Genomic DNA, 22,596 nt, shown 5'->3' with positions numbered 1-22,596 from the left:
GTGAGGCCATTGTGGGGCGCATGCCGGTTGGCTTCCATGCGGGATTTAACATTTCAAGCTTCTTGCATTTTGCAAAAAATGAGTTAAGATATGTCTTACTGAGATATATCTTAACTTTCCCGGAGAAAGCCATGTTCCATTTTTTCCGCGGCCACCACCGGCTGCACCATGAACACCACCATCACCAGCGCGGCGGCGGCCGCGGGCCCAAGATGTTTGACGCTGGCGCCATGCGCTACGTCGTGCTGCAACTGATCGCCGACAAGCCGCGCCACGGCTACGAAATCATCAAGGAACTGGAAACGCTGACCGGCGGCAGCTACTCGCCCAGCCCGGGCGCGATCTACCCGCTGCTGTCGATGATGGCCGACATGGGCCATGTGGACATCGTCAAGGATGGCAACAAGAAGCTGTATTCGGTCTTGCCGGAAGGGCAGCAGTTCCTCGACGAGAACCGCAATATGGTGGACGCCTACATGGCGCGCCTGGTGGAAAACGCGAGGGGGGAAGACGGGGGCGATTTGCGCACCCTGATGCATGCCCTGAAAGACGCCGTCATCACCCGCGGCCGCGGCCCGCGTGCCAGCCGCGAGCACGTCGACGCAATTCGCGCTATCCTCAAGCGCGCCATCAACGACATTAACCAACTCAGCTGATGACCCAGACACTCACTCCGCAACGCGAACGCACAGTCCTGTGGCTGCTGGCGTTCATACAATTCACCGTCATCATGGACTTCATGGTCATGATGCCGCTTGCTCCGCAATTGATGAAGGCATTCACCATCAGCGCCGCCCAGGTTTCCGGCGCTGTATCGGCCTACGCCTGGTGCGCCGGGCTTTCCGGCCTGCTGGCGGCAACCTATGCCGACCGCTTTGACCGCAAGAAGCTGCAACTGACCGTGTTCATGCTGTTCAACCTGTCGAACCTGGCCTGCGCCCTGGCGCCGAACTTCCATGTTCTGGTGCTGTCGCGAGCTTTTGCCGGCATGACCGGCGGCGTGCTGGGGGCGATCAGCATGTCCATCATCGCCGACCTGATTCCGCAGGAACGCCGCGGCGCCGCCACCGGCGTCGTGATGACTTCCTTCAGCATGGCCGCGATCGCGGGCGTGCCGATCGGCGTCATGCTTGGCGCGCACTTCGGCTGGCAGTCGCCGTTCTATCTGCTGGTAGTACTGTCGATGGTCGTGTGGCTGGTCGCTGCGCGCACCCTGCCTGCGATGACTGCGCACCTGGCCAACGCGCCGGTACCGCTGGCGCGCGTGCTGCCCGAGCTGTTTGGCCTGTTCACGGTGGGCGCCCACTTGCGCGGTTTCCTGCTGTGCTTTGTGGTGACGGTCAGCGGCATGATGGTGATCCCCTTCATTTCGCCCATGCTGGTCGGGAACCTGGGCATCGAACCGGCGCAGATCAGCTACGTCTACCTGTGCGGCGGCATTGCGACCCTGTTCAGCTCACGCCTGATTGGCGGCTGGTCCGACAAGGCCGGCAAGCAACGCGTATTCCGCTGGGTAGCGCTGTTCTCGATTGCGCCGACGCTGTTCATGACGCATATGCCGCACATCCCGCTGCTGGCGATCATGCTGTTCTTCCCATTCTTCATGGTCGCCATGTCGGGCCGCTTCGTGCCGTTGCAGGCGCTGCTGACCACCATCCCCGAGCCGCAGCGGCGCGGCGCTTTCCTCAGCGCGAACGCGGCGGTCCAGCAGATGGGAACGGGGATTGGCGCCTTTGCCGGCGGCCTGCTGGTGCATACCGATGCGACAGGGCGCTTGCTGGGATACGGCACCATCGGCGTCATTGCCTCGGTGCTTATCGTGTTCTCGGTGTGGTGGATCGGGCGCGTGCAGAGCGCGCACGTCCCGCTTACTGCGCGTTCCCCTGCTTGACCACCAGGTCCAGCAGCCGCTGGCCTTGCTCGAGCACGGGCTTGGCCAGTTCATCGCGCACGACGTCGCTGAAGAAGCCGTCGGTGACGCGATTGCCGTCCTGCGACAGGAAGGTGAAGCGCAACTGGCCCGGGCCCGGCGCATACACCGGTCTTTGCGGCGAAGCCTTGATGAAGGCCGGGATGGCGCTTGCCACCAGCGTTTTCGCCTGCGCCGCCACGTCGGCCGGCGCGCCTTCGAAAACAGCGGTGCGCCCGGTCTGGTTGATGTAGCGCACGCGCCCGTCGGCGTAGGCCGCCAGGGTGTCCATGCTGCCGTCCAGCGGCACTTCGATCACCACGCCCAGCACTTCCGGCGCGGCCGGGGCATGGCCGTTGGCGCGCAGCCAGTGCGCAGCCAGCAGCCGCACGCGCGATTCTTCGCTTGCGTCCTGTGCGATGGCTTGCACCACGCGCGCGTCGGGAGCTTCGCCAAAGAGCTGGCCGGCATCGTCGGCGAACAGCATCTTGTGCACGGTGTTTAACTCTTCCGTGCCGTACGGCGCGTCAGCGCGGACTTTTGACTTGGCGCTGAACGCCGCAAACAACTTCTTGAACATCTTTACCATCCAGTTAATGCTTCAACTTCCGTAATGTGGCGCCAGCTTGGGCGCGCGCGCATCATGTCGGCATATTGTTGCAATGCCGGCCAGGCAGTTGCAGGACGCGGCATGTTGCGCGACCAGCGCATGTACATGGTCAGCATCAGGTCCGCGCCGGAAAACGTTTCGCCCAGCAGGTAGGGGCCATTATCGGCCAGGCGGGCATCGAGCGTGGCCCACGTCGCTTCAATCCGCTGCCGGATTGCGCTGCGCAGCGCGCTGTCGTCATTCGTGCTTCCAAGGTCGGACGGGTAGAACCACAGGCGGAAATTGTTGCCCAGGCTGTTCGCCAGCGTCACCATCAACTCGTACCATTCGGCCCGTGCCAGCGAGCCGGCAGGCGGCGCCAGGTTCGATTGCGGGTGGCGTTCGGCCAGCATCAGCATCAGGGCCGCCGATTCGGCGAAGGGCTTGCCGTCGATGAGGAGGGTAGGCACCTTGCCTTGCGGGTTGATGCGCAGGTATTCAGGACTGCGCTGCTGGCCCGCTTCAAGGTCGATTGCCACCAGTTCGTAAGGCACGCCGATCTCTTTCAGCGCCGCGTGGATCGCCAGGCTGGCTGCACCTTTGCCGTAATAGAGGGTGTACATGGTCTAGTCCTTCAAGCCTTTGCCCCATTGATCGAGCGACATCAGCTCGCCGCTGATATCGTCTTCAACCAGGATATCGCCGTTCACGTGCGAGACCAGAAAGCTGGCCACAGCTTGCGCCATGTCGTCGCCGTTCTCCACGAAAATGAGCTGGTAATAAGGGCTGCCGTTCACGTCGCGCGGCGCCGGATCGGTTTCAAGCAGCGCACCATGGCGCTCGCCGCCGCTGCGCTTTTCGATGGCGTCCGCCAGCCGTTTCAGCTCCGGCAGCGCCATCAGTTTTTCAACCGCCTGGTCGCGGCTCAGGTTTGCTTTCGCTGCTGGCATGGCCACAGGCGCCGCAGCGGCCATCGGCGCAGCAGTTGCATGGATGTTGTGATTGCTTGCATACCAGGCACCGATACCTGCAAGGAGCAGGCCGGCAACGGCGCCGGCGATGGCGGATTTACGGGAGGAAGACATTGCTTGGCACGACCATGCGGTGAAAGTGCGCCAATACTAACAGAATTAAAAAGCCTGCGAGGCGTGAACCAGGCAGGCTTTCGGGATACGCAGAGTGGACGCTTACTGCTTGCGGCGGCGCAGGGCAAGGCCCATCATGCCCAGGCCGAGCAGCATCGAGGCGATGGTTGCAGGCTCCGGTACGGCTTTCAGCGAGACGTTATCGAGCGAACCGCCGATGCTGTCGCTGATGCCGGAAGCCTGGAAGCTCAGGTTCGACAGGCTGCCGACGGCAAACATCGACAACTCAATCTTGAACCAATTGGTCTTCGAGGTGAAGTTGTCCTGCTCGACGTGCTTCAGCAGATTGCCGTTCCACAGCACGTCGATGCCGTTGGTGGCGGCCGATGTGTGTTCGCGCGGGGCGTAGTAGAAAGACAGGTTGTACCTGCCGCCGGCGACGGTGTCGATGGTCTGGCTGATCCAGCTATTGACCGAGGAATCCAGTTCCAGGAAGTTGCCGCCGTCCTGGGCCGTACCGGCCACGTTATTGCGCACTTCAACGCCTTTTGAGCCGACGCTCCATCCGTCCAGCGCGGACTTGATGGTCCAGGAACCAGCGGCGACGCCGTTCTTTTCAAAGCTGCCATTGGTGATCAATTCCATCGGGCCCGCATAGGCGGTGCCTGCGACGGCAAACAGGAGGGCGGTCAGAAGTTTCTTCATATTGTCGAAATTAAATGAAGGTTGCGTAAAAGTTATTGTGATTGTAGCACGGTTATTTGCCGGCTTCTTTTTGCGCATAGGGGAAATGATGTATCTCAATGAAGAAAAAGCCTGCAAGGCGCAAACCTTGCAGGCTTTTTAGTCAGCTGTGAGGCTGTCGGCGATTACATCATGCCGTCCATGCCACCCATGCCGCCCATACCGCCCATGCCACCCATGCCGCCGGCTGGCTTGTCTTCTACGACTTCGGCAACCATGCAGTCGGTGGTCAGCATCAGGCCAGCGATGGAGGCTGCGTTCTGCAGAGCGGAACGGGTTACCTTGGCTGGGTCCAGCACGCCCATTTCAACCATGTCGCCGTAGGTGCCGTTGGCAGCGTTGTAGCCGTAGTTGCCGGTGCCGGCTTGGACGGCGTTCACAACCACCGAAGCTTCTTCGCCGGCGTTGGTGACGATCATGCGCAGTGGCTCTTCCATGGCGCGCAGCACGATCTTGATGCCGGCGTCCTGGTCGGCGTTGTCGCCTTTCACGTTCAGCGAAGCGCGGGCACGCAGCAGGGCTACGCCGCCGCCTGGCACAATGCCTTCTTCCACAGCTGCGCGGGTTGCGTGCAGTGCGTCTTCAACGCGGGCCTTCTTCTCTTTCATCTCGACTTCGGTGGCTGCGCCAACCTTGATCACGGCAACGCCGCCGGCCAGCTTGGCCACGCGCTCTTGCAGTTTTTCGCGGTCGTAGTCGGAGGTCGCGCCTTCGATCTGGGTGCGGATCTGTGCCACGCGGCCTTCGATGGCCGAAGCTTCGCCTGCGCCGTCGATGACGATGGTGTTTTCCTTGCCCACTTCGATGCGCTTGGCTTGGCCCAGTTCTGCCAGGGTGGCTTTTTCCAGGGTCAGGCCGACTTCTTCAGCCACTACCTGGCCGCCGGTCAGGATGGCGATGTCTTCCAGCATGGCCTTGCGACGGTCGCCGAAGCCAGGAGCTTTCACTGCGCAGGTCTTCAGGATGCCGCGGATGTTGTTGACCACCAGGGTCGCCAGTGCTTCGCCTTCGATGTCTTCAGCGATGATCAGCAGTGGACGGCCGGCTTTTGCTACTTGCTCCAGTACTGGCAGCAGGTCGCGGATGTTGGAGATCTTCTTGTCGCACAGCAGGACGAATGGGTTCTCCAGGACGGCAACTTGCTTTTCCTGGTTGTTGATGAAGTATGGGGACAGGTAGCCGCGGTCGAACTGCATGCCTTCCACGATGTCCAGCTCGTCGTGCAGGGACTTGCCGTCTTCAACGGTGATGACGCCTTCCTTGCCCACTTTTTCCATCGCTTCGGAGATGCGCTCGCCGATCGATGCGTCGGAGTTGGCGGAGATCGCGCCAACCTGGGCGATTTCCTTGGAGGTGGTGCATGGCTTGGAGATGGACTTCAGCTGTTCGACGGTGGCAGCAACTGCCTTGTCGATGCCGCGCTTCAGGTCCATCGGGTTCATGCCGGCGGCAACGTATTTCATGCCTTCGCGGACGATGGCCTGGGCCAGCACGGTTGCGGTGGTGGTACCGTCACCGGCGTTGTCGGAGGTCTTGGAAGCGACTTCCTTGACCATCTGCGCGCCCATGTTCATCAGCTTGTCTTTCAGTTCGATCTCTTTGGCGACCGAAACGCCGTCCTTGGTGACGGTTGGGGCGCCGAAGGAGCGCTCCAGCACCACGTTGCGGCCTTTCGGGCCCAGGGTGACTTTCACTGCGTTGGCGAGGATGTTCACGCCTTCGACCATCTTGGAACGTGCGGAATCGCCGAAAATGACTTCTTTAGCTGCCATGTTTGTTTCTCCTGAATTCTGTATCTAGGGGGCTGTGATTACTTCTGTACCACGGCCATGATGTCTTCTTCGCGCATTACCAGCAGTTCCTGGCCGTCTACCTTGACGGCTTGGCCGGCGTATTTGCCGAACAGAACGCGGTCGCCCACTTTCACTTCCAGAGCACGCACGGTGCCGTTGTCAGCAACTTTGCCGTTGCCAACTGCCAGCACTTCACCCTGGTCCGGCTTTTCAGCGGCTGCATCAGGGATGATCAGGCCGGACGCGGTCTTGGTTTCCTGGTCCAGGCGTTTGACGATGACGCGGTCATGCAAAGGGCGAAGGTTCATACAAAACTCCTTTTACTCGGTTTATTGACAGTTGTTAGCACTCTCGGCTAACGAGTGCCAACAATTATAGGGACGACACTTTCCCTTTTCAAGGGAATTTCTTTGCGCTTGGTCAAGCGTTGAATTGATATCAATCATGCCAGAGATGCAACGGCATGGCGCGCGAGTGGCGGGGAGGGGGTAAAGCGGGGCAGTTATAAAAGAAAAATGGGACCGTCGCCGGTCCCATCATGGTCACGCACGCAGATCAATGCTGTTTGCGGCGATGCACGCCGGCCATGCCGAGCAGGCCGATGCCGAGCAACCCCAGCACGCCCGGTTCAGGGACGGGGGCGACAAAATCGAGGATACCGCCTTCCTGCGTGATGGCAATGTCGAGGGCGTTGGTGCAATCCACGGTATCGCAATCGACGCCTTGCGTGGTGTTGTTGAATGCTGCGAACGAGGCAGTGTAGAACGGATCCGGGTCGAAGAAGTAGGCTTTGCCTTCCGCAGTCAGGAACCAGCTCATGGTGACGTTCTGGAACACGCCGCCGAGGTTGTCGATGCCGCCTACGCCATTGTAGGCAAAGTCGGACCAGGCCAGCTGGGTCTGGGCGCCGGCAAAGTTAATGGACGGATCGGTTCCGACCACGGCCTGGTTATAGGTGTTGTCGTTGCCGACGTCGGCCCACAGCTGCAGCGACAGCGCGGTCGGGGTGCAGGAAACGCCCGGGCCAAGAATGCCGCTGCAAGAGAAGTCCTGGTGGAACGTGGCATACAAGCCATAGTCGAAGTTGACGCGGGTATCCGTAGTCGACACGTTGTTCGAATTCAGCGAAAAGCCGCTGAACACGATGTAGCCGTTGGACACGTAATTGTTGCCCACGCCGGTATAGGCCACGCGCGCGGACGACACGCCGTTGATGGCGTCGGCGGTGAAGATGTTGCCGGCAGGTGCCAGTCCCGTTGGGTCCACCTGGAAGGAGGGTGCAGCGGCAGCGCTGCCAGTTGCCAGAGCGCCAAACGCTAGCAGCATGCTGGCGGCCAGGCCGCGAACGCTAGGTGTGAGAATCTTCATTACATTTCTCCGTTGAGAGGATAAAGCACCAGTTTTGGGATGACTGAGCATTAAATTTGTTCAGGTCATGATCTTTATCAAAGCAATACATATGCCACATTTAAAATGCGGCCGAAAAACAAAAACTTAGTATTAACTTTCAAACCATGTTGTTTGCGCTGCGCGGCCTGCTCTGTAAAATATTCCGACATGTAGCTTCTCAAGATTAAGTAGCAAATTCAATGACTTGGATGATATATTTGGTGAGCATTCGCATGTTTTGATATTTTGTGTGACTTTTTATGCCGCGCTCGGCGTGAGTATTAATTTAAAATTAAACTGCATTTATTTCGACTGCGCGGCAAGCATTGCCGAGAATTTGCGCTTGGCTAACTGAATTGCTAGCCAGTTCAGGGGATGGCTATTGCCGCCCGGTCGCCAGGTGTAGACGAATTTGTCGCGATAGGCGTCGTACTGGAAGCCATGCGGTGCGGCCAGGATCTTGCCGCGCTTGAGCATCATCTTGACGGCCTGGGTGGCGGCCACGCCCGAGCAAAGCTGGCAAGCCATCGAGGTCGAGGCGCCGCGCCGCTCCGCCAGGTTGATACCGCCCGGCACCAGGTAGCTGCGATGCAGGGCGGCCGGCGCTAGGCCGACCAGGAAGCGGATTGCCATGTCCAGCTCCGGCAGGTCGCCCCAGCCGAAGTACTCTTCGAAGGTCGTCCCGCCCGGCACGAAGTTCAGGCCCGCCACGCTCATGCCCAGCGGCGCCGCGCAAGTGGCCGGCACGCCCAGCGCCTCGCACATGGCATAGGTCTGCTTGCGCGCCTCGAAGGCGAAGAAGTCGAGCCCGTCGACATACACGTCCGCCCCCTGCAGGAAATCGCGCAGGTTGCCCTGGTTGACGCCCTGCGGAAAGGTGCGGATCTTGACTTCGGGGTTGATGTCGCGCGCCATGCGCGCCATCACCTCCACCTTGGGCTGGCCCAGCGTCGACATGAAGGCGCCGGCCTGGCGGTTGAAGTTGGGGATGTCGAAGGTGTCGAAGTCGGCCAGGTGGAAGGCGCCCACGCCCATGCGCGCCAAGGCCAGCAAATGCACGCCGCCCACGCCGCCGACGCCGGCGATCGCCACGCATTTGTTGCGCAGTGCCTGCTGCTCCGCTTCGGTGACCCAGCCGATATTGCGCGAGAAGGCTTGCTCGTAATCGAAGCGGCGTTCGGTGTTGGATTCGGCCATGGCGATTATTCCTGTTCCCGCAGGCGGTTGATGATTCCCGCTTCTTCATGCTGCGAGAAGAACAGGGGATAGAAGGAACGTTCCTCGGAATCGGGCTGTCCGCCATGGAGGCGGATCTGCTCCTTCATGTACGACAGTTCGATGTGCATCAGCACCCCGCGCACGTTGACGCGCGGATTGACGACCTCTTCGCCAAGCTGGCGAAAGCCGAGCATGCGCTGGTAGAACTGGCGATGGCGCGGCGTGACTTCGATGAACAGCACGTCGTAGCGGTGGATGTCGTAGGCATACATGACGGCCAGGTGGATCAGCGCTGCCAGGTAGCTCTTCGATTTTGGCCCCATGTCGAAGGCCAGCTTGATGAATTCGCAGACACGTTTGCCGCGCGCCCGGAAGGCGTCGATCTCGGCGCGGAACAGCTGGTCGGCCAGGATGCCGGATGGGCTGTCCAGCCCCAGGGTCAGCGTGCCGACTGCTTCGTCGCGGTTGTGCGCCATGAGCGTGACGCGGTTCGGGTCATCGGTCAGTGCATGGGTGCCCTCCAGGCCACGCCAGGCGTACATCTTGTGGATCAGCATGCTAGCCTTGCTACGCCCTTCGGGCGTGTCGACTAATCTGATGCCGAAGGTGTTCTCCCCGGTGACGATGTCCTGCATTTCCGCCAGCAAGCGGTCATCGCGAAAGGGGTCGTCGGTGCGTGTTGCGTCCAGCGCAGCGTCGACCCGTTCGACCTGCTTGTACTGCATAGTCCCTCCCAGCAAAACTTGTCAGAATTTGTGGTCTTTTCGTAAATAAATAATGACAAGTTCAGCTTGCTGTCGCAACGGGAGCTCATGCAAGCGTGCGCGGGAAGGGCGTGCCGGCACGTCCTCTCTATGAACGAAGGGTGTTTGGCATTTCCGGACGGCTATATTTCTTGGGAGCTTGATATGCCTGAAATGCTAGTCAGTTGTCGCTTGCGCTTGCAGGCAGGGACAGGCTGAACGTCACCTCGCTGGAGGTGCAGTCGGACAGGCGCAGTTCGCCGCCGTGGGCGCGGGCGATCTCGCGCGCCAGGGCCAGGCCCAGTCCCACGCCGGCCACGCGGCGGTTGTAGGCATGGCCGGCGCGGTAGAAGCGGTCGAACAGGCGGTCGCGCTGCTCGATGGCGATGCCGGCGGAGGCGTTGGCCACGTCGATCTGCCAGCCGCTGGCGGTGCGGCGGCCGGTGATGGCGATCCAGCCTTGCGGCACGCCGTATTTGACGGCATTGCTGACCAGGTTTTGCAGTACCTGGCGCAGCAGGTCCGCATCGCCTTGCGCCTGCATGCGCGGCGGCATGTCAAGCCGCAGCGGGCGCTCGGGCGCCATCAGGTCCAGGTCGTCGGCCAGTTCGCGCAGGACCGGCACCAGGTCGAGCGCCTGCATCGGTATCTGGAGCTGGCCGGCGTCCGCGCGCGACAGCATCAGCAGCTTGCGCACCACGTTGTCGAGACGGCGCACTTCGTCCAGCATGTCGGCCAGCGACTGTTCCAGTTCCGGATAGGCGGCGGCGCGTTCGAAGGCCCGTTCCAGCTCGCCCTGCAGGATCGAGACCGGCGTGCGCAGTTCGTGCGCGGCGTCGCCGGAGAAGCGGGCCGACTGCAGGAAGCTGCGCTCGAGCCGGTCCAGCATGTCGTTGAACACCGTGACCAGGCGCTCGAACTCCTGCACCTCCTCGTCGGCCGCCACGCGCTGGCGCAAATCGCTGGCGCGAATGCGCTCCATCACGCTGCTCAGGTGCTCGATCGGACGCATGGCGCGCCCGGCCAGGTACCAGGCCACGCCGCATACGATCAGGCACAGCACGACCACGAATGCGCCGAAGCGCTTGATCGACACGGCCAGCTGCGCTTCCGACAGGGTGGTGTTGACGCCCATCTGCACCAGCACGCTGCCGCGCCGGACCTGGCCGATGCGCCATTGGCTGCCGCCGCCGTAGTAAGTGCGCAGCTGCCTGTCGTTCGCTTCCGGCACCAGCAGCGAAGCGGGCCAGTTGGGGCTTTGGTAAATCACGCCGCGCGCATCGTCCGCCGCGCGCAGGATGGCGAATTTCTCGTCGTCTCCTTCCGGCGCAAAGCCGCTGAAGCTGGCGTTCAGGTGGGCGTCGATGGCATTCCAGAGCGGGACCGGCGAAGCGCCGAAGCCCGGCCCGGCCAGTTGGGCCAGCATGACGCGGTCGATGATGGCTGCGCGCCGGTTTAGCAAGGTCAGGGCGGCGGCGACAAACAGCACGGCCACCACCGCCGTGACCAGGCCGCCGGTCGTCAGCGCCACCCGCAGCCGGTACGAACGGATGAAGGGGCGGTGCGACGGCGTCATGCTTCGCCGTCGGGCTTGCGCAGGCGGTAGCCGACGCCGCGCACTGCTTCGATGGCTACGTGTTCGGGCAAGGCCAGCTTCTTGCGCAGGCGCTGGATGCAGACGTCGACCATATTGGTTTGCGGGTCGAAATCGTAGCCCCAAACATGCTCGAGGATCTGGGTGCGGGTATACACCCGGCCCGGGGCGCGCATCAGGTATTCCATCAGGTTGAATTCGCGGCTGGTCAGTTCTACTTCGCGGCCATCGAGTTCCGCCACGCGCGACAGGCGGTCCAGCTTGAGCGGGCCGGCGGTCAGCACGTTCTGCCGCTCGCCGCTCACGCGGCGCAGCAGGGCGTGGATGCGGGCAATCAGTTCTTCCACATAGAACGGCTTGGCCAGGTAATCGTCGGCGCCCAGGTTCAGGCCTTCCAGCCGGTCGTCCAGTTCATTGCGCGCGGTGAGCAGGATCACCGGCGTATCGCGGCCGTCGCGGCGCAGGGCTTTCAGGATCGCCAGGCCGTCGCGGCCCGGCACCATGATGTCGAGCAGGATGATGTCGTACTGGCGTGACAGCGCGTAGTCATAGCCCTGGTTCCCATCTTCGCAATGGTCCACCAGGATGCCTTGTTCGCGCAATCCGCTGCATACAAAGCTCGCGATCCGCTGTTCGTCTTCTACCAGTAGGGCTTTCATGCCCAGCATTGTCAGGAAATGCCAAAGCGCCGTCAATGCGAACGGCGCTCGATTACAGCTTTGTAATCAAAGCGTGGGCCAGCTGTCATTTTCGTTTGGTGTAATGGCGGGGTTCAATCACGGGAGACGGATCATGAGCCTTGGCATCTGGTTCAGGGAGCTAGGCAATGACCTGGCCGACATCGGCGGCGCATTCAAGGACGTGTGCATCGACATCGCAGCGGCGGCGCGCAAGATTGCGGGCCATCCTTTCAAATGAGCTACAATCGTAAGAATGTTTAACACCAAGTTGACCGTGCAACCGTACGGCCATATAGTTTCGGGATGATCGCAGACTTCCAAGAACTTTCCGATAAAATCGACCGCCTGGCGGAACTCGCGCACACCTTGCGCCGTGAGAACGCTCAGTTGCGCCAGGCAAATGCAGCCCTGGTAGCCGATAATCTTGAATACCAACGCCGCCTGGGCGAAGCGCATGCCCGCGTGATGGCGCTGCTGGACAAAATCCCCGCTGCCGAAGCAGACACTCCTGAGGATGCGCAATGATCCATGTCGACGTGACCATCATGGGCCAGCCCTACAAGCTGGCATGCAAGGCCGATGAAGAACGCGCGCTGCGCGAAGCGGCCAACCTGCTCGACAAAAAGATGAGTGCCATCCGCGACGCCGGCAAAGTCAAGGGCAATGACCGCATCGCCGTGATGGCGGCGCTGGGCATGGCGGCGGAATTCCTGGCATCGAAAACTGCCAACGGCGGCCCGTCGATGCTGGAAGTGCAGGAGAAGCTGGGCGCCATGCACAAGGTGCTCGACAACGCGCTGACCCCGCAAGAGAATCTCTTCTAATTCCCAAAAATTGTCTTAAAGGCCTTTCCCGCAAAACGTTTGAGGAGTAAACTTCGTGTCACCCTGCGGTGTTCGAGATTTGCCATATATTCCTTGAACCATTTACACGCATCGGTTGCGGAAATTTGTTCGACGGGCGTGAGCGTCACTAGTCTGATGAACCCGAAGTTGAACTAACTGCAACCACCTTGAACCGTAAGGTTCGGGATGCCGGCATAACGGCACAGGCGGGGCCTCATTCCATAAAAGCGGTTGCCAGCACCCAAGGGTGCGCAACCGTTTTTTTACGCCCAGAGGAGAGCCATGCAATACTGGATGATGAAGTCTGAGCCCGACGAAGTGAGCATCGATGATGTGATGTCTGCCAAGGGCAAGACGGTGCCGTGGTTCGGCGTGCGCAATTACCAGGCCCGCAATTTCATGCGCGATGCGATGAAAGTTGGCGACGGTGTCCTGTTCTACCATTCCTCCTGTCCCGAGCCCGGTATTGCCGGCATCGCGGAAGTGGCCAGCGGGCCTTATCCCGACGCGACCCAGTTCGATCCCGAGAGCCATTATTACGATGCGAAGGCGACGCAGGAGCAGCCGCGCTGGATTTCCGTCGACGTGAAGGGCGTGCGCAAGACGCGCCTGCTGTCCCTGGCGGAAATGCGTACGCTGCCGCAGCTCGAAGACATGGTGGTGCTGAAAAAGGGCAGCCGCCTGTCGATCACGCCGGTCACGCCGGCCCAGTGGAAGCATGTGATGGCGCTGCTGAAGGGCGATTGATGGATTGGAGTCTGGTCGGCGTCCTGCTCCTGATGGGGGCGGGCGGCGGATACGCGGCGGGCTTGCTGGGGATTGGCGGCGGCATGGTGCTGGTGCCCTTCATCACCATGATCTTCACGGCCAAGGGCTTTGCGCCCGGGCTGGTGGTGCATATGGCGATTGCGACTTCGCTGGCGACGATCATGTTTACTTCCTTGTCATCGGTGCGCGCGCACCACCGGCATGGCGCCGTGCAGTGGCGCATCGTGGCGTTGCTGGCGCCGGGCATCGTGCTCGGTTCGTGGATCGGGCCCTGGATCGGCAAGCAAATGAATACTTCGGCGTTGTCGCTGCTGTTTGCGCTATTCGTCGCGTTTTCAGCGCTGCAGATGCTGCGCAACCGGAAGCCTTCCGCCGGGCGCGATTTGCCTGGCACAGCGGGCATGTTCGCTGCCGGTGGAGTGATCGGCACGCTAGCGGGGCTGGTCGGTGCGGGCGGAGGTTTCATCTCGGTGCCGTTCATGGCCTGGTGTAACGTGCGTATTCACCAGGCGGTGGCGACCAGCGCGGCGCTGGGCTTCCCGATCGCGCTGTCGGGCACCTTGTCGAATATTTACTTTGGCTGGTCCGAGCCGGGCCTGCCGCAGTATTCGCTGGGCTTTGTCTATTTGCCGGCGCTGGCCGTGATCGTGGCTGCCAGCGTGACCATGGCGCCGCTCGGCGCGCGCATGGCGCACAAGATGGATGTGGCGGCGCTCAAGCGGGTGTTTGCCGTGGTGCTGTTTGCACTGGCGGGATATATGTCCTATCACGCGTTCGCGTAGCGCATGCGTGGCGGCGCCCCGGCGGCAGCCGGACGTGCCGGCTGATTGGAGGTTGCGATGCAGGATGCACGGATCGGATGCTGGGCGCTGTTCAAGGTCTTCTCACACATGGCGATGCAGGGCTTTGGCGGCGTGCTGCCCTTTGCCTACCGCCACCTGGTTGAACGCACGCAGTGGCTGACCGCCGCTGAATTTGGCCAGCTCCTCAGCATCGCGCAGCTGCTGCCCGGGCCCACGATCTGCAACCTGTCCGTCATGGTCGGCCAGCGCTACGCCGGCGTGGCAGGCGGCTTTTCCGCGCTGGCCGGTCTCCTGCTTGGCCCATTCTTCATCGTGATCGCGCTAGGCGCGGCCTACCAGGAGCTGGCGCACCATCCGCTGTTCATCAACGCCATGCGCGGCATGGCGGCAGCGGCGTCCGGGCTGATCCTCGCGACTGCGCTCAAGCTGGCGGTCGGCATGTTGCGCGGCTCTGCGCTGCCGGCCCGCCGTGCGGTACAGGTCGCGCTGCTGGTGGCGGCTTTCATCGGCCTGGGGGTAGCCAAGGTCGGACTCATCACGGTGGTTGCCACGCTGGTGCCGATCGGCTTCCTGCTGTTTGCCTTCGTCTGGAGGAAACCATGAGCGATGACGTCAAACTGGGCGGGCTGGCATGGCACCTTGCCGTGCTGTCGCTGACGGCAATCGGCGGCGGCGTGGTGCTGGTCGCGCCGGACGTGCACCATTACGTCTCCGTGCAGAACCATTGGCTGACCGATGAACAGTTCGCCGCAATGTACGCCCTGGCGCAAGCAGCGCCCGGCCCGAACCTGCTGTTCGTCACGTTGATCGGCTGGATGATCAAGGGCTGGCTGGGCGCCGTCGTGGTTACCCTGGCGGCAATCGTGCCATCGTCTTGCCTGGTGCTGGCGCTGGGGACGGTGATCAACCGCCACGGCGGCGGGGAGGGGCGCTGGGCCGGCGCGCTGCGCGATGCGCTGGCGCCGCTGGCGGCCGGCATGCTGGCCGGCGCCGCCTGGACTTTCCTGAGCGTGGCCGGCGCCGGATGGCGCGGCATCGTGCTGGCGCTGGCCGCCGCGGCGGCGGCCTATGCGACCAAGCTGAATCCCTTGTGGCTGATTGCCTTAGGCGCGCTGGCCGGCGCGATCGGGCTGGTTTGAGCGGTAGGCCCATACCAGCATGATGATGGCGCCGATGATCATCGGCAGCGACAGCATCTGGCCGGAAGTGATCGGCAGGCCGGCCACGGTGATTTCCCAGTCCGGCGTGCGGAACCACTCGGTGAAGAAACGCGCGCAGCCATACAGCAGCACGTACAGCGCACCGACTGCCAGGCGAGGGCGGGCCTTGCGCGCGAACGGCCACAGGATGCAGAACACCAGGATGCCGTCGACCAGCATCTGGTAGATGGCCGAGGGGTGGCGCGGCATCGGGCCTACGTTCGGGTAGATCATCGCCCATGGCAGGTTCGGATCGCTGACAATGCGCCCCGGCAGCTCGGCGTTGATGAAATTGCCCATGCGGCCGGCGGCATAACCGAGCGGCACCAGCGGCGCGATGAAGTCATACACGTCCAGCAGGTTGCGCTTGCGTTTGCGCCCCCACAGCGCCATGCCGATCAATACGCCGAGGAAGCCGCCGTGGAAGCTCATGCCGCCTTCCCACACTTTGAAGATGCGCAGCGGCGTCAGCAGCATTTCCGGCTGGTAGAAGAACACTTCGCCCAGGCGGCCGCCAACAATGACGCCCAGCATTCCGTAGAACAGCATGTCGTCCAGGTCTTCCTTGGTCCAGCCTTGCGCGGCAATGTGCGGCTGCTTGATGCGCACGCGGCCCAAGGCGATAAACATGGCAAAGGCCAGCACGTACATCAGGCCATACCAGTGGATCGCCACAGGACCCAGGTGGACGGCGACCGGATCGGGCATTGGATGCATTAAGGGCATTCAGATTCTCTTTCTCATCAATTCCAAAAAGCCGCGCAGCACGGGCGAGGCATTGTCGCGCCGCCAGGCCAGGCCGGTTTCCACCAGCGGCGTGCTCTGGACCAGGGGCAGGTATTCCACGCCCGGCCGGCGCAAATTCGACACGGATTGTGGCACAAGTGCGATACCCATGCCAGCCGATACGAGGCTGACGATGGTCTGCATCTGGATCGCTTCCTGCCCCACCTCGGCGGTGATGCCTGCGTCGCGGAACACGGACAGGATGGCATCGTACAGGCCGGGCGAGATATGGCGCGGGAAAATGATCAGGGGCAGGCCTGCCAGCTTGCGCAAGTCGGCGCTACGCGCCCGCGCCAGTGCGGGCAGTCCCGCAGGTGCGGCCAGCACCAGCGGTTCGCTCAGGACGGGCAGGTAGTCGAGTTCCTGGCGCGCGCGGTCGGGCAGGGGCGGGATCAGCAGGCCGGCGTCCACACGGCCTTCCAGCAGGTCGTCCAGTTGCAGGTCGGAGGTGGCTTCCTTCAGGGTGATCTCTACCTGCGGGAATTCGGCGCGGTAGGCCTGCAATGTCGGCGGCAGCACGCTGTAGTCGGCGGACGACACGAAAGCCAGCGACAGGCGCCCGCTGGCGCCGCTGGCCGCGCGCTGCACCAGCGCCGGCAGGGCGGCAGATTGTTCGAGCAGGCGGCGCGCCTCAGGCAGCAGGGCTTCGCCGGCCGCGGTCAGCGCCACGCCGCGCCGGTTGCGCTCGAACAGCGGTGCGCCCAGCATCTCCTCCAGCGCCATGATGGTCTGCGACAGCGGCGGTTGCGTCATGTGGAGCCGGCGCGCGGCACGGCCGAAATGCAGCTCCTCGGCGACCGTGGCGAAATAGCGCAGCTGGCGAAGTTCGATGTTCATTCGCAAAGCATATCACAGCAGCTACTATCATATATTTGACAACTTGCCAGGGGCAAGGCAACCTTAGACTCTTACTGAGGAGACCCCATCATGCCGCAATACCGTTCCTATACCACCACCCAAGGCCGCAATATGGCAGGCGCGCGCGCCCTGTGGCGTGCCACCGGCATGAAAGATGGCGATTTCAACAAACCGATCATCGCCGTGGTCAATTCCTTCACCCAATTCGTGCCTGGCCACGTCCACCTGAAGGACCTGGGCCAGCTGGTTGCACGCGAGATCGAAGCAGCGGGCGGCGTGGCCAAGGAATTCAACACCATCGCCGTTGACGACGGCATCGCCATGGGCCACGGCGGCATGCTGTACTCGCTGCCCTCGCGCGACCTGATCGCCGACTCCGTCGAATACATGGTCAACGCCCACTGCGCCGACGCCATGGTGTGCATCTCGAACTGCGACAAGATCACCCCGGGCATGCTGATGGCCGCCATGCGCCTGAACATCCCTGCAGTCTTCGTCTCCGGCGGCCCGATGGAGGCGGGCAAGGTGATCAAGGCCGTCAACGGCGGCGAAAAGATCATCAAGCTGGACCTGGTCGACGCCATGATCAAGGCCGGCGACCGCAGCGTGTCCGATGCCGACGTAGCGGAAATCGAGCGCTCGGCCTGCCCGACCTGCGGTTCCTGCTCCGGCATGTTCACCGCCAACTCGATGAACTGCCTGACCGAGGCGCTGGGCCTGTCCCTGCCCGGCAACGGCACCATCGTCGCTACCCACAGCGACCGCAGGGAACTGTTCCTGCGCGCCGGCCGCCTGATCGTGGAAATCACCAAGCGCCACTACGAACAGGATGACTACAGCGTGCTGCCGCGCTCCATCGCCACCAAGGAGGCGTTCGAGAACGCGATGGCGCTGGACGTCTCCATGGGCGGTTCCACCAACACCGTGCTGCACCTGCTGGCAGCCGCGCACGAAGCGGGCGTGCCGTTCACCATGGCCGACATCGACCGCATCTCGCGCAAGGTGCCATGCCTGTGCAAGGTTGCGCCGATGACCGACAAGTTCCACATCGAAGACGTGCATCGCGCCGGCGGCATCATCTCCATCCTCGGCGAACTTGCGCGCGCCGGCCTGCTGGACACCACCCAGCACACCGTGCACAGCCCGACCATGGGCGACGCCATCGAAAAATATGACATCAAGCGCAGCGACGACGCGGCCGTGCACCAGCTGTTCCGCGCCGCACCGGGCGGGGTCCCGACCCAGGTGGCGTTCTCGCAATCCGAACGCTATGCCTCCTCGGACCTGGACCGCAGCAGCGGCTGCATCCGCGACCTGGAGCACGCTTACTCGAAGGACGGCGGCCTGGCGGTCCTGTACGGAAACATCGCCGAAAAGGGCTGCATCGTGAAGACCGCCGGCGTGGATGAATCGATCCTGAAATTCAGCGGCAAGGCACGCGTGTTCGAAAGCCAGGACGCTGCGGTGGAAGGCATCCTGGGCGACACCGTGCATGAAGGCGACGTGGTCATCATCCGCTACGAAGGCCCCAAAGGCGGCCCGGGCATGCAGGAAATGCTGTACCCGACCTCGTACATCAAGTCGAAAGGCCTGGGCAAGGCATGCGCGCTGTTCACCGACGGCCGCTTCTCCGGCGGCTCGTCCGGTCTGGTGATCGGCCATGCCTCGCCGGAAGCGGCCGAAGGCGGCGCGATCGGCCTGGTGGAAGAGGGCGACATGATCGACATCGACATCCCGGCGCGCACCATCAACCTGCGCGTGACGCCGGAGACGCTGGCACAGCGCCGCGCCGCAATGGAAGCCCGCGGCGCCGACGCCTGGAAACCGGTGGATCGCGAGCGCTACGTCTCGCAAGCCCTGCAAGCCTACGCCGCGCTGACCACCTCCGCCGACCGCGGCGCCGTGCGCGATCTCAGCCAGCTCGCTCGCAAATAAAAAGTCTGCTGAAGCTAGTTCGGTACTGGGTCGGGGTGAGGGCGGTGAGGTCTTTGAACATGCGCCGCATGCCTGAGTCGCTGCTGAAGCCTAGCTCGATGCTGATCGTGCTGGCGGATGCCTTGGTGTAAATCAGGCGCTCGCTTACTTGCCGCAACTTGATGCGGCGGATGTAGGCAGCAGCCGGCATGTCGCTCGCTGCCAGCACTTTGCGGGCGAGCGTTCTTTCCGTCGTATGCATCTCGGCCGCTACACGCGCCACGGTGGCTTCGCTGGCCGGCAGTCGCTCGACGGCCAGGTGCAGCGTGCGCAGCATGGCGTCCTGCTGTTCGATCAGGTCGAGCATGTGAAAGGTGTGGTGGGTCCTTTCCTCCGGCCGCGGCAACACCATCAACCTTGCCAGTTCACGATAGGCTTCCTTGCCTAGCTTGGCCTCAATCAGTGACTGAATGATGGGCAGATGGCCGTTGACGCCCGATGCGGTGGCGGTACGCTCGTTAACTGCCAGCGTGCGCTCGAATTGCCAGCGCACCTTGGGGAAGCTTGTTGTGGCGTAATCGGCGAGCCACCAGGTGAGGGTTGCCGTTTGCCTGTCCAGCCGGCCCGTTGCGGCGGCGAGGCATACGCCGGTGCAGTAGGCCCAGAGCTGCACGCGACGCGGCAGCGCGGCAAGCGCGGCGACGAGGCCTGCGCTGGCGTCCAGGGTGCGCGCGGCCTGGCCCAGGGACTGGCCCCAGAAGCCTGGCACCAGCAAAGCATCGACTGCCGCTTCTTCCAGCGCTATCGCGGCGTGCAGGTGCTGGGCGTGTGCGCATTCGACCTTGCCGGCGCGGGCGGCGACAAAGACCGGTTCAAACAGCGGCTTGCCGGCCCGCAGGTTGGCGGCGTGCAGCAAGTCCATCGCGGCAAACAAGCCGGCAGGCAGGCAATTCGGGTAGAGCAGGAGGCCGATGCGCATGGCGGGAAATGGATGGATTGTGTCGGATCCTGCCATTGTAGGGCGAGCCGCCCGGGCGCACAATTTCGGCATGAAGATCACTCAACTTCGCAACGCGACGGCCATTATCGAGTTTGGCCCATACAAAATACTCGTGGACCCCATGCTGGCGCCAAAGGGCGCGCTGCCGCCGCTCAAGCTGCTGGGGGAAAGGCTGCGCAATCCGGTCGTCGAGCTGCCGCCGCTGACGGAAGGCATGCTGGAAACGGTCACGCACTGCCTGATCACGCACTGCCAGAAAGGCCACTTCGACCACCTGGACCGCGCCGCCAAAGCCTGGCTACGCGGCAAGCAGATCCCCGTCATCTGCACGCCGCATGATGAGGGACACCTGCTCCAGCGCGGCCTGAACGTGCAGCCGCTGGCGCCGGGCCATCACGAACCCCAGCCCTTCCTTGAAGGGCGTATCAGGACCGTGAACTGCCGCCACGGCAAAGGCCTGGTCAGCCTGATGATGGAACACGGCGTGGGCTACTTCATCGAGATGCCCGGTGAGCCGAGCCTGTACCTGTCGGGCGACACCATCCTGACGCAGGAAGTGCTGGATTTCCTGGCGCTGCACCAGCCCGACGTCAGCGTCGTACCGGCAGGCGGCGCCAGGTTCGACCTGGGCCACGAAATCATCATGGGAATCGAAGAGGTGCTGCAGTTCGCCCGTGTCACGAAGGGCATCGTGGTGGCGAACCATCTTGAAGCCTTGAGCCACTGCCCGGTTCAGCGGGCAGCGCTACAGGAACAGGCGCTGCGTGCAGGCCTGGCCAGCCGCGTCGTCGTGCCCGCGGATGGCGAAACCCTTACTTACGCTTCTTCAGGTCGTCGAACGCCTTCTTGACGCGATCCTTGCGGCGCTGCTCGTCGACGTTGTGGGCCTTGCGCTTGTCGAGGCCCAGCATCGGCTCGATCACTTCGAAAAAGACAAAGGCAATGGCCATGATGCCGCCGATCCACCACCACGACAGGTCGGCGAACTTCCAGACTTCAAAGTACTTCAGTGCCACGAGGGCGATAATCAATAAGATAATGGGCATGGAAAACTCCTTAGTATTCCATCATAGCAATATCCGGCTAACGGTCAACCCATAATACGCAGTGCGCGTTGTGGAGTAGAATTGTGTCAGTTTTTTTCCTGGAGATGAAAATGAAACGTTCACTGTTGGTTGGTTTCCTGGTTACCGCGGCTTTCTCGTCGCAGGCTGCTTTTGCAAACGCTGACCTGGCCAAGGCCAAGAACTGCATGGCTTGCCACGCAGTGGCCACCAAGCTGGTTGGCCCGGCTTACAAGGATGTCGCAGCCAAGTACGCCGGCCAGAAAGATGCTGAAGCCAAGCTGGTTGCGAAAGTCATGAAGGGCGGTTCCGGCGTCTGGGGCGCAGTCCCGATGCCAGCCAACCCGCAGGTAAGCGAGGCGGAAGCCAAGACCCTGGTGAAATGGGTCCTGTCCCAGAAATGACGTAAAAAAATGGGGACGTACCCCATTTTTCAAAGAAAAAGGGGTACGTCCCCTTTTTTTATTTGATTACTTCGATGCGCGTTTTCTTGTCGGCCTTGTAGCCGAACAGCGTCAGCGCGCCATCCTTGATATCCCCCTTGGCGTCGAAGGCGATGGTGCCGCTGATGCCGTCATGCTTGACCTTCTTCAGGAAGGGCAGGTACTTGGCCGGGTCGGTCGACTTGGCATCGGCCATGGCGTGGGCAATTGCCATCGTTGCATCGTAGGCGTACGGGGCGTAGATCTGTACGTCGTAGCCGTAGCGTTTCTTGAAGCGGCTGGCAAATTCGTCCAGCTTTTTCTCCTGCTCCGGCGTCACGCCGCCGGCTTCCGCGCACACCACCACGTCGTCGGCGCCGCCCGACAGTTTCGGCAGCGCTTCGGTGCAGATGCCGTCGCCGCCCATCAGCTTGGCCTTGATGCCGAGCGCCTTCATTTGGCGCAGCAGCGGGCCGCCCACCGAGTCCATGCCGCCGAAGAACACCAGGTCCGGGTTCCTGGACCGGATCGAGGTCAGGATGGCGTTGAAATCGGTCGACTTGTCGGTGGTGAACTGCTTGTCCACGATCTGCACGCCGGCGCCTTTCTTGGCTTCCTTCAGGAATTCGGCTGCCACGCCCTGGCCGTAGGCGGTGCGATCGTCGATCACGGCGATGCGCTTGGCGCCCAGTTTCTGCGTGGCGTACTTGCCCAGCGAGCTGCCCAGCTTGAAGTCGTTCGCCACCACGCGGAAGGTGGTGTTGAAGCCCTGGTTGGTGTACACCGGGCTGGTGGACGAAGCCGAAATCTGCGGGATGCCGGCGTCGTAGTAGATCTTGGATGCCGGAATGGTGGTGCCTGAATTCTGGTGCCCGATCACGCCCTGTACTTTGGCGTCGACCAGCTTCTGCGCTGCCGAAGTCCCCTGTTTGGGGTCGCCGGCATCGTCTTCCGACACCATCTCGAACTTGACCGCCTTGCCGTTGACCTTGAATCCCTTGGCGTTCAAGTCTTCCACCGCCATGCGCACGCCGCTCTGGTTGTCCTTGCCCAGGTGGGCGGACTGGCCGGACAGCGGCCCGACGTAGCCGATCTTGACCACTTCCTGGGCGCTCGCGGCGCCAGCAAAGGCCAAGGCGATGGCTGCGATGATGGTTTTGGTTTGCATTGCACTTTCTCCTGAAACGAAAACG

At 62.3% G+C, this 22,596-nt stretch carries 28 protein-coding genes and 1 other RNA gene; 13 read left to right on the top strand and 16 right to left on the bottom strand.

Annotated features, from left to right (window positions below):
- Window positions 1-131: 131 nt before the first annotated feature.
- Window positions 132-656, top strand: a complete 525-nt coding sequence (locus ACN9MU_RS26225) for a PadR family transcriptional regulator (protein WP_426164143.1) — start codon at window positions 132-134, stop codon at window positions 654-656.
- Complete coding sequence (locus ACN9MU_RS26220; protein WP_426343633.1) at window positions 656-1,891, top strand: MFS transporter; 1,236 nt, start codon at window positions 656-658, stop codon at window positions 1,889-1,891. Before ACN9MU_RS26225 ends, ACN9MU_RS26220 begins: the two co-directional genes overlap by 1 nt.
- Here ACN9MU_RS26220 and ACN9MU_RS26215 read toward each other — a convergent pair.
- From ACN9MU_RS26215 to ACN9MU_RS26165, 11 genes are all read right to left on the bottom strand, one after another.
- Window positions 1,869-2,489: a hypothetical protein gene (locus ACN9MU_RS26215; protein WP_426343632.1), complete on the bottom strand. Its 621-nt coding sequence runs from the start codon at window positions 2,487-2,489 to the stop codon at window positions 1,869-1,871. The two genes, ACN9MU_RS26220 and ACN9MU_RS26215, sit on opposite strands and share 23 nt — an antisense overlap.
- Before the next feature lie 2 nt (window positions 2,490-2,491).
- Entirely contained in the window at window positions 2,492-3,121 is a 630-nt protein-coding gene (locus tag ACN9MU_RS26210) for a glutathione S-transferase family protein (protein WP_426164134.1), read from the bottom strand.
- Window positions 3,122-3,124: 3 nt separating this feature from the next.
- A complete protein-coding gene (locus ACN9MU_RS26205; protein WP_426343631.1) occupies window positions 3,125-3,583 on the bottom strand; it encodes a hypothetical protein in 459 nt (152 codons plus the stop codon).
- A gap of 102 nt (window positions 3,584-3,685) precedes the next feature.
- A complete protein-coding gene (locus ACN9MU_RS26200) occupies window positions 3,686-4,288 on the bottom strand; it encodes a PEP-CTERM sorting domain-containing protein (RefSeq protein WP_426164128.1) in 603 nt (200 codons plus the stop codon).
- 164 nt (window positions 4,289-4,452) lie between these two features.
- On the bottom strand, window positions 4,453-6,099 hold the full coding sequence (gene groL, locus ACN9MU_RS26195; protein WP_426164125.1) for a chaperonin GroEL: 1,647 nt from the start codon (window positions 6,097-6,099) through the stop codon (window positions 4,453-4,455).
- Window positions 6,100-6,137: 38 nt separating this feature from the next.
- The gene (gene groES / locus ACN9MU_RS26190; protein WP_028101749.1) at window positions 6,138-6,428 is read right to left on the bottom strand and encodes a co-chaperone GroES; all 291 of its coding nucleotides are present in this window, start codon (window positions 6,426-6,428) and stop codon (window positions 6,138-6,140) included.
- Window positions 6,429-6,675: 247 nt separating this feature from the next.
- Window positions 6,676-7,488: a flocculation-associated PEP-CTERM protein PepA gene (pepA, locus tag ACN9MU_RS26185; protein ID WP_426319050.1), complete on the bottom strand. Its 813-nt coding sequence runs from the start codon at window positions 7,486-7,488 to the stop codon at window positions 6,676-6,678.
- 324 nt (window positions 7,489-7,812) lie between these two features.
- On the bottom strand, window positions 7,813-8,706 hold the full coding sequence (locus tag ACN9MU_RS26180; protein ID WP_426319049.1) for a ThiF family adenylyltransferase: 894 nt from the start codon (window positions 8,704-8,706) through the stop codon (window positions 7,813-7,815).
- Between the two features lie 5 nt (window positions 8,707-8,711).
- Window positions 8,712-9,452, bottom strand: a complete 741-nt coding sequence (locus ACN9MU_RS26175; protein WP_426164118.1) for an N-acyl amino acid synthase FeeM domain-containing protein — start codon at window positions 9,450-9,452, stop codon at window positions 8,712-8,714.
- A gap of 199 nt (window positions 9,453-9,651) precedes the next feature.
- Entirely contained in the window at window positions 9,652-11,046 is a 1,395-nt protein-coding gene (locus ACN9MU_RS26170) for a sensor histidine kinase (RefSeq protein WP_426319048.1), read from the bottom strand.
- Window positions 11,043-11,723 (bottom strand): response regulator transcription factor, encoded by a 681-nt coding sequence (locus tag ACN9MU_RS26165; RefSeq protein ID WP_426164113.1) that lies wholly within the window; start codon window positions 11,721-11,723, stop codon window positions 11,043-11,045. Before ACN9MU_RS26165 ends, ACN9MU_RS26170 begins: the two co-directional genes overlap by 4 nt.
- Window positions 11,724-11,856: 133 nt before the next feature.
- On the opposite strand from ACN9MU_RS26165, the gene ACN9MU_RS26160 reads away from it, so the two are divergent.
- The 8 genes from ACN9MU_RS26160 (at window position 11,857) to ACN9MU_RS26125 (ending at window position 15,299) form a co-directional block, all read left to right on the top strand.
- Entirely contained in the window at window positions 11,857-11,982 is a 126-nt protein-coding gene (locus tag ACN9MU_RS26160) for a hypothetical protein (RefSeq protein ID WP_426164111.1), read from the top strand.
- A gap of 65 nt (window positions 11,983-12,047) precedes the next feature.
- Entirely contained in the window at window positions 12,048-12,269 is a 222-nt protein-coding gene (locus ACN9MU_RS26155; protein WP_426164108.1) for a hypothetical protein, read from the top strand.
- Window positions 12,266-12,568 (top strand): cell division protein ZapA, encoded by a 303-nt coding sequence (locus ACN9MU_RS26150; protein WP_057260583.1) that lies wholly within the window; start codon window positions 12,266-12,268, stop codon window positions 12,566-12,568. The genes ACN9MU_RS26155 and ACN9MU_RS26150 overlap by 4 nt, the downstream gene beginning before the upstream one ends.
- Window positions 12,569-12,625: 57 nt before the next feature.
- Window positions 12,626-12,806: non-coding RNA, 6S RNA (ssrS, locus tag ACN9MU_RS26145), on the top strand.
- Between the two features lie 65 nt (window positions 12,807-12,871).
- Window positions 12,872-13,336 (top strand): EVE domain-containing protein, encoded by a 465-nt coding sequence (locus tag ACN9MU_RS26140; RefSeq protein WP_426343630.1) that lies wholly within the window; start codon window positions 12,872-12,874, stop codon window positions 13,334-13,336.
- Window positions 13,336-14,139, top strand: a complete 804-nt coding sequence (locus ACN9MU_RS26135) for a sulfite exporter TauE/SafE family protein (protein WP_426164104.1) — start codon at window positions 13,336-13,338, stop codon at window positions 14,137-14,139. Before ACN9MU_RS26140 ends, ACN9MU_RS26135 begins: the two co-directional genes overlap by 1 nt.
- Before the next feature lie 57 nt (window positions 14,140-14,196).
- Window positions 14,197-14,763 carry a chromate transporter gene (locus tag ACN9MU_RS26130; RefSeq protein ID WP_426164102.1) on the top strand — a complete coding sequence of 189 codons (567 nt, stop codon included), beginning with the start codon at window positions 14,197-14,199 and terminating at the stop codon, window positions 14,761-14,763.
- Window positions 14,760-15,299 carry a chromate transporter gene (locus tag ACN9MU_RS26125; RefSeq protein WP_426164100.1) on the top strand — a complete coding sequence of 180 codons (540 nt, stop codon included), beginning with the start codon at window positions 14,760-14,762 and terminating at the stop codon, window positions 15,297-15,299. The genes ACN9MU_RS26130 and ACN9MU_RS26125 overlap by 4 nt, the downstream gene beginning before the upstream one ends.
- Here ACN9MU_RS26125 and lgt read toward each other — a convergent pair.
- Window positions 15,264-16,085, bottom strand: coding sequence for a prolipoprotein diacylglyceryl transferase (gene lgt / locus ACN9MU_RS26120; protein WP_426336327.1), 822 nt, complete (start codon window positions 16,083-16,085; stop codon window positions 15,264-15,266). The genes ACN9MU_RS26125 and lgt overlap by 36 nt on opposite strands.
- Window positions 16,086-16,982 (bottom strand): LysR family transcriptional regulator, encoded by an 897-nt coding sequence (locus tag ACN9MU_RS26115; protein WP_426343629.1) that lies wholly within the window; start codon window positions 16,980-16,982, stop codon window positions 16,086-16,088.
- 90 nt (window positions 16,983-17,072) lie between these two features.
- Between ACN9MU_RS26115 and ilvD the strand changes: the two genes are divergently transcribed.
- Complete coding sequence (gene ilvD / locus ACN9MU_RS26110) at window positions 17,073-18,938, top strand: dihydroxy-acid dehydratase (RefSeq protein ID WP_426164092.1); 1,866 nt, start codon at window positions 17,073-17,075, stop codon at window positions 18,936-18,938.
- Here ilvD and ACN9MU_RS26105 read toward each other — a convergent pair.
- Window positions 18,916-19,896 (bottom strand): GlxA family transcriptional regulator, encoded by a 981-nt coding sequence (locus ACN9MU_RS26105; RefSeq protein ID WP_426164090.1) that lies wholly within the window; start codon window positions 19,894-19,896, stop codon window positions 18,916-18,918. The genes ilvD and ACN9MU_RS26105 overlap by 23 nt on opposite strands.
- Window positions 19,897-19,966: 70 nt before the next feature.
- Between ACN9MU_RS26105 and ACN9MU_RS26100 the strand changes: the two genes are divergently transcribed.
- Window positions 19,967-20,767, top strand: coding sequence for an MBL fold metallo-hydrolase (locus ACN9MU_RS26100; protein WP_426343628.1), 801 nt, complete (start codon window positions 19,967-19,969; stop codon window positions 20,765-20,767).
- Here ACN9MU_RS26100 and ACN9MU_RS26095 read toward each other — a convergent pair.
- Window positions 20,730-20,963: a TIGR04438 family Trp-rich protein gene (locus tag ACN9MU_RS26095; protein WP_426164085.1), complete on the bottom strand. Its 234-nt coding sequence runs from the start codon at window positions 20,961-20,963 to the stop codon at window positions 20,730-20,732. The two genes, ACN9MU_RS26100 and ACN9MU_RS26095, sit on opposite strands and share 38 nt — an antisense overlap.
- Before the next feature lie 110 nt (window positions 20,964-21,073).
- Between ACN9MU_RS26095 and ACN9MU_RS26090 the strand changes: the two genes are divergently transcribed.
- Window positions 21,074-21,385, top strand: coding sequence for a c-type cytochrome (locus tag ACN9MU_RS26090; protein ID WP_426164083.1), 312 nt, complete (start codon window positions 21,074-21,076; stop codon window positions 21,383-21,385).
- Between the two features lie 58 nt (window positions 21,386-21,443).
- Here ACN9MU_RS26090 and ACN9MU_RS26085 read toward each other — a convergent pair whose 3' ends face one another.
- A complete protein-coding gene (locus ACN9MU_RS26085; protein WP_426343627.1) occupies window positions 21,444-22,571 on the bottom strand; it encodes a branched-chain amino acid ABC transporter substrate-binding protein in 1,128 nt (375 codons plus the stop codon).
- Window positions 22,572-22,596 lie beyond the last annotated feature (25 nt).

Source organism: Pseudoduganella sp. R-32 (assembly GCF_049913245.1).
In the GTDB taxonomy this organism is placed as follows: Bacteria; Pseudomonadota; Gammaproteobacteria; order Burkholderiales; family Burkholderiaceae_D; genus Rugamonas.
This window is presented reverse-complemented; position numbering and strand designations above follow the sequence as displayed.

What these genes read in the sequence shown, in the direction of transcription:
- ACN9MU_RS26225 (WP_426164143.1), top strand. Translation starts at nt 132, where the DNA reads ATGTTCCATTTTTTCCGCGGCCACCACCGGCTGCACCATGAACACCAC.
- ACN9MU_RS26220 (WP_426343633.1), top strand. Translation starts at nt 656, where the DNA reads ATGACCCAGACACTCACTCCGCAACGCGAACGCACAGTCCTGTGGCTG.
- ACN9MU_RS26215 (WP_426343632.1), bottom strand. Translation starts at nt 2,489, where the DNA reads ATGTTCAAGAAGTTGTTTGCGGCGTTCAGCGCCAAGTCAAAAGTCCGC.
- ACN9MU_RS26210 (WP_426164134.1), bottom strand. Translation starts at nt 3,121, where the DNA reads ATGTACACCCTCTATTACGGCAAAGGTGCAGCCAGCCTGGCGATCCAC.
- ACN9MU_RS26205 (WP_426343631.1), bottom strand. Translation starts at nt 3,583, where the DNA reads ATGTCTTCCTCCCGTAAATCCGCCATCGCCGGCGCCGTTGCCGGCCTG.
- ACN9MU_RS26200 (WP_426164128.1), bottom strand. Translation starts at nt 4,288, where the DNA reads ATGAAGAAACTTCTGACCGCCCTCCTGTTTGCCGTCGCAGGCACCGCC.
- groL (WP_426164125.1), bottom strand. Translation starts at nt 6,099, where the DNA reads ATGGCAGCTAAAGAAGTCATTTTCGGCGATTCCGCACGTTCCAAGATG.
- groES (WP_028101749.1), bottom strand. Translation starts at nt 6,428, where the DNA reads ATGAACCTTCGCCCTTTGCATGACCGCGTCATCGTCAAACGCCTGGAC.
- pepA (WP_426319050.1), bottom strand. Translation starts at nt 7,488, where the DNA reads ATGAAGATTCTCACACCTAGCGTTCGCGGCCTGGCCGCCAGCATGCTG.
- ACN9MU_RS26180 (WP_426319049.1), bottom strand. Translation starts at nt 8,706, where the DNA reads ATGGCCGAATCCAACACCGAACGCCGCTTCGATTACGAGCAAGCCTTC.
- ACN9MU_RS26175 (WP_426164118.1), bottom strand. Translation starts at nt 9,452, where the DNA reads ATGCAGTACAAGCAGGTCGAACGGGTCGACGCTGCGCTGGACGCAACA.
- ACN9MU_RS26170 (WP_426319048.1), bottom strand. Translation starts at nt 11,046, where the DNA reads ATGACGCCGTCGCACCGCCCCTTCATCCGTTCGTACCGGCTGCGGGTG.
- ACN9MU_RS26165 (WP_426164113.1), bottom strand. Translation starts at nt 11,723, where the DNA reads ATGAAAGCCCTACTGGTAGAAGACGAACAGCGGATCGCGAGCTTTGTA.
- ACN9MU_RS26160 (WP_426164111.1), top strand. Translation starts at nt 11,857, where the DNA reads ATGAGCCTTGGCATCTGGTTCAGGGAGCTAGGCAATGACCTGGCCGAC.
- ACN9MU_RS26155 (WP_426164108.1), top strand. Translation starts at nt 12,048, where the DNA reads ATGATCGCAGACTTCCAAGAACTTTCCGATAAAATCGACCGCCTGGCG.
- ACN9MU_RS26150 (WP_057260583.1), top strand. Translation starts at nt 12,266, where the DNA reads ATGATCCATGTCGACGTGACCATCATGGGCCAGCCCTACAAGCTGGCA.
- ACN9MU_RS26140 (WP_426343630.1), top strand. Translation starts at nt 12,872, where the DNA reads ATGCAATACTGGATGATGAAGTCTGAGCCCGACGAAGTGAGCATCGAT.
- ACN9MU_RS26135 (WP_426164104.1), top strand. Translation starts at nt 13,336, where the DNA reads ATGGATTGGAGTCTGGTCGGCGTCCTGCTCCTGATGGGGGCGGGCGGC.
- ACN9MU_RS26130 (WP_426164102.1), top strand. Translation starts at nt 14,197, where the DNA reads ATGCAGGATGCACGGATCGGATGCTGGGCGCTGTTCAAGGTCTTCTCA.
- ACN9MU_RS26125 (WP_426164100.1), top strand. Translation starts at nt 14,760, where the DNA reads ATGAGCGATGACGTCAAACTGGGCGGGCTGGCATGGCACCTTGCCGTG.
- lgt (WP_426336327.1), bottom strand. Translation starts at nt 16,085, where the DNA reads ATGCCCTTAATGCATCCAATGCCCGATCCGGTCGCCGTCCACCTGGGT.
- ACN9MU_RS26115 (WP_426343629.1), bottom strand. Translation starts at nt 16,982, where the DNA reads ATGAACATCGAACTTCGCCAGCTGCGCTATTTCGCCACGGTCGCCGAG.
- ilvD (WP_426164092.1), top strand. Translation starts at nt 17,073, where the DNA reads ATGCCGCAATACCGTTCCTATACCACCACCCAAGGCCGCAATATGGCA.
- ACN9MU_RS26105 (WP_426164090.1), bottom strand. Translation starts at nt 19,896, where the DNA reads ATGCGCATCGGCCTCCTGCTCTACCCGAATTGCCTGCCTGCCGGCTTG.
- ACN9MU_RS26100 (WP_426343628.1), top strand. Translation starts at nt 19,967, where the DNA reads ATGAAGATCACTCAACTTCGCAACGCGACGGCCATTATCGAGTTTGGC.
- ACN9MU_RS26095 (WP_426164085.1), bottom strand. Translation starts at nt 20,963, where the DNA reads ATGCCCATTATCTTATTGATTATCGCCCTCGTGGCACTGAAGTACTTT.
- ACN9MU_RS26090 (WP_426164083.1), top strand. Translation starts at nt 21,074, where the DNA reads ATGAAACGTTCACTGTTGGTTGGTTTCCTGGTTACCGCGGCTTTCTCG.
- ACN9MU_RS26085 (WP_426343627.1), bottom strand. Translation starts at nt 22,571, where the DNA reads ATGCAAACCAAAACCATCATCGCAGCCATCGCCTTGGCCTTTGCTGGC.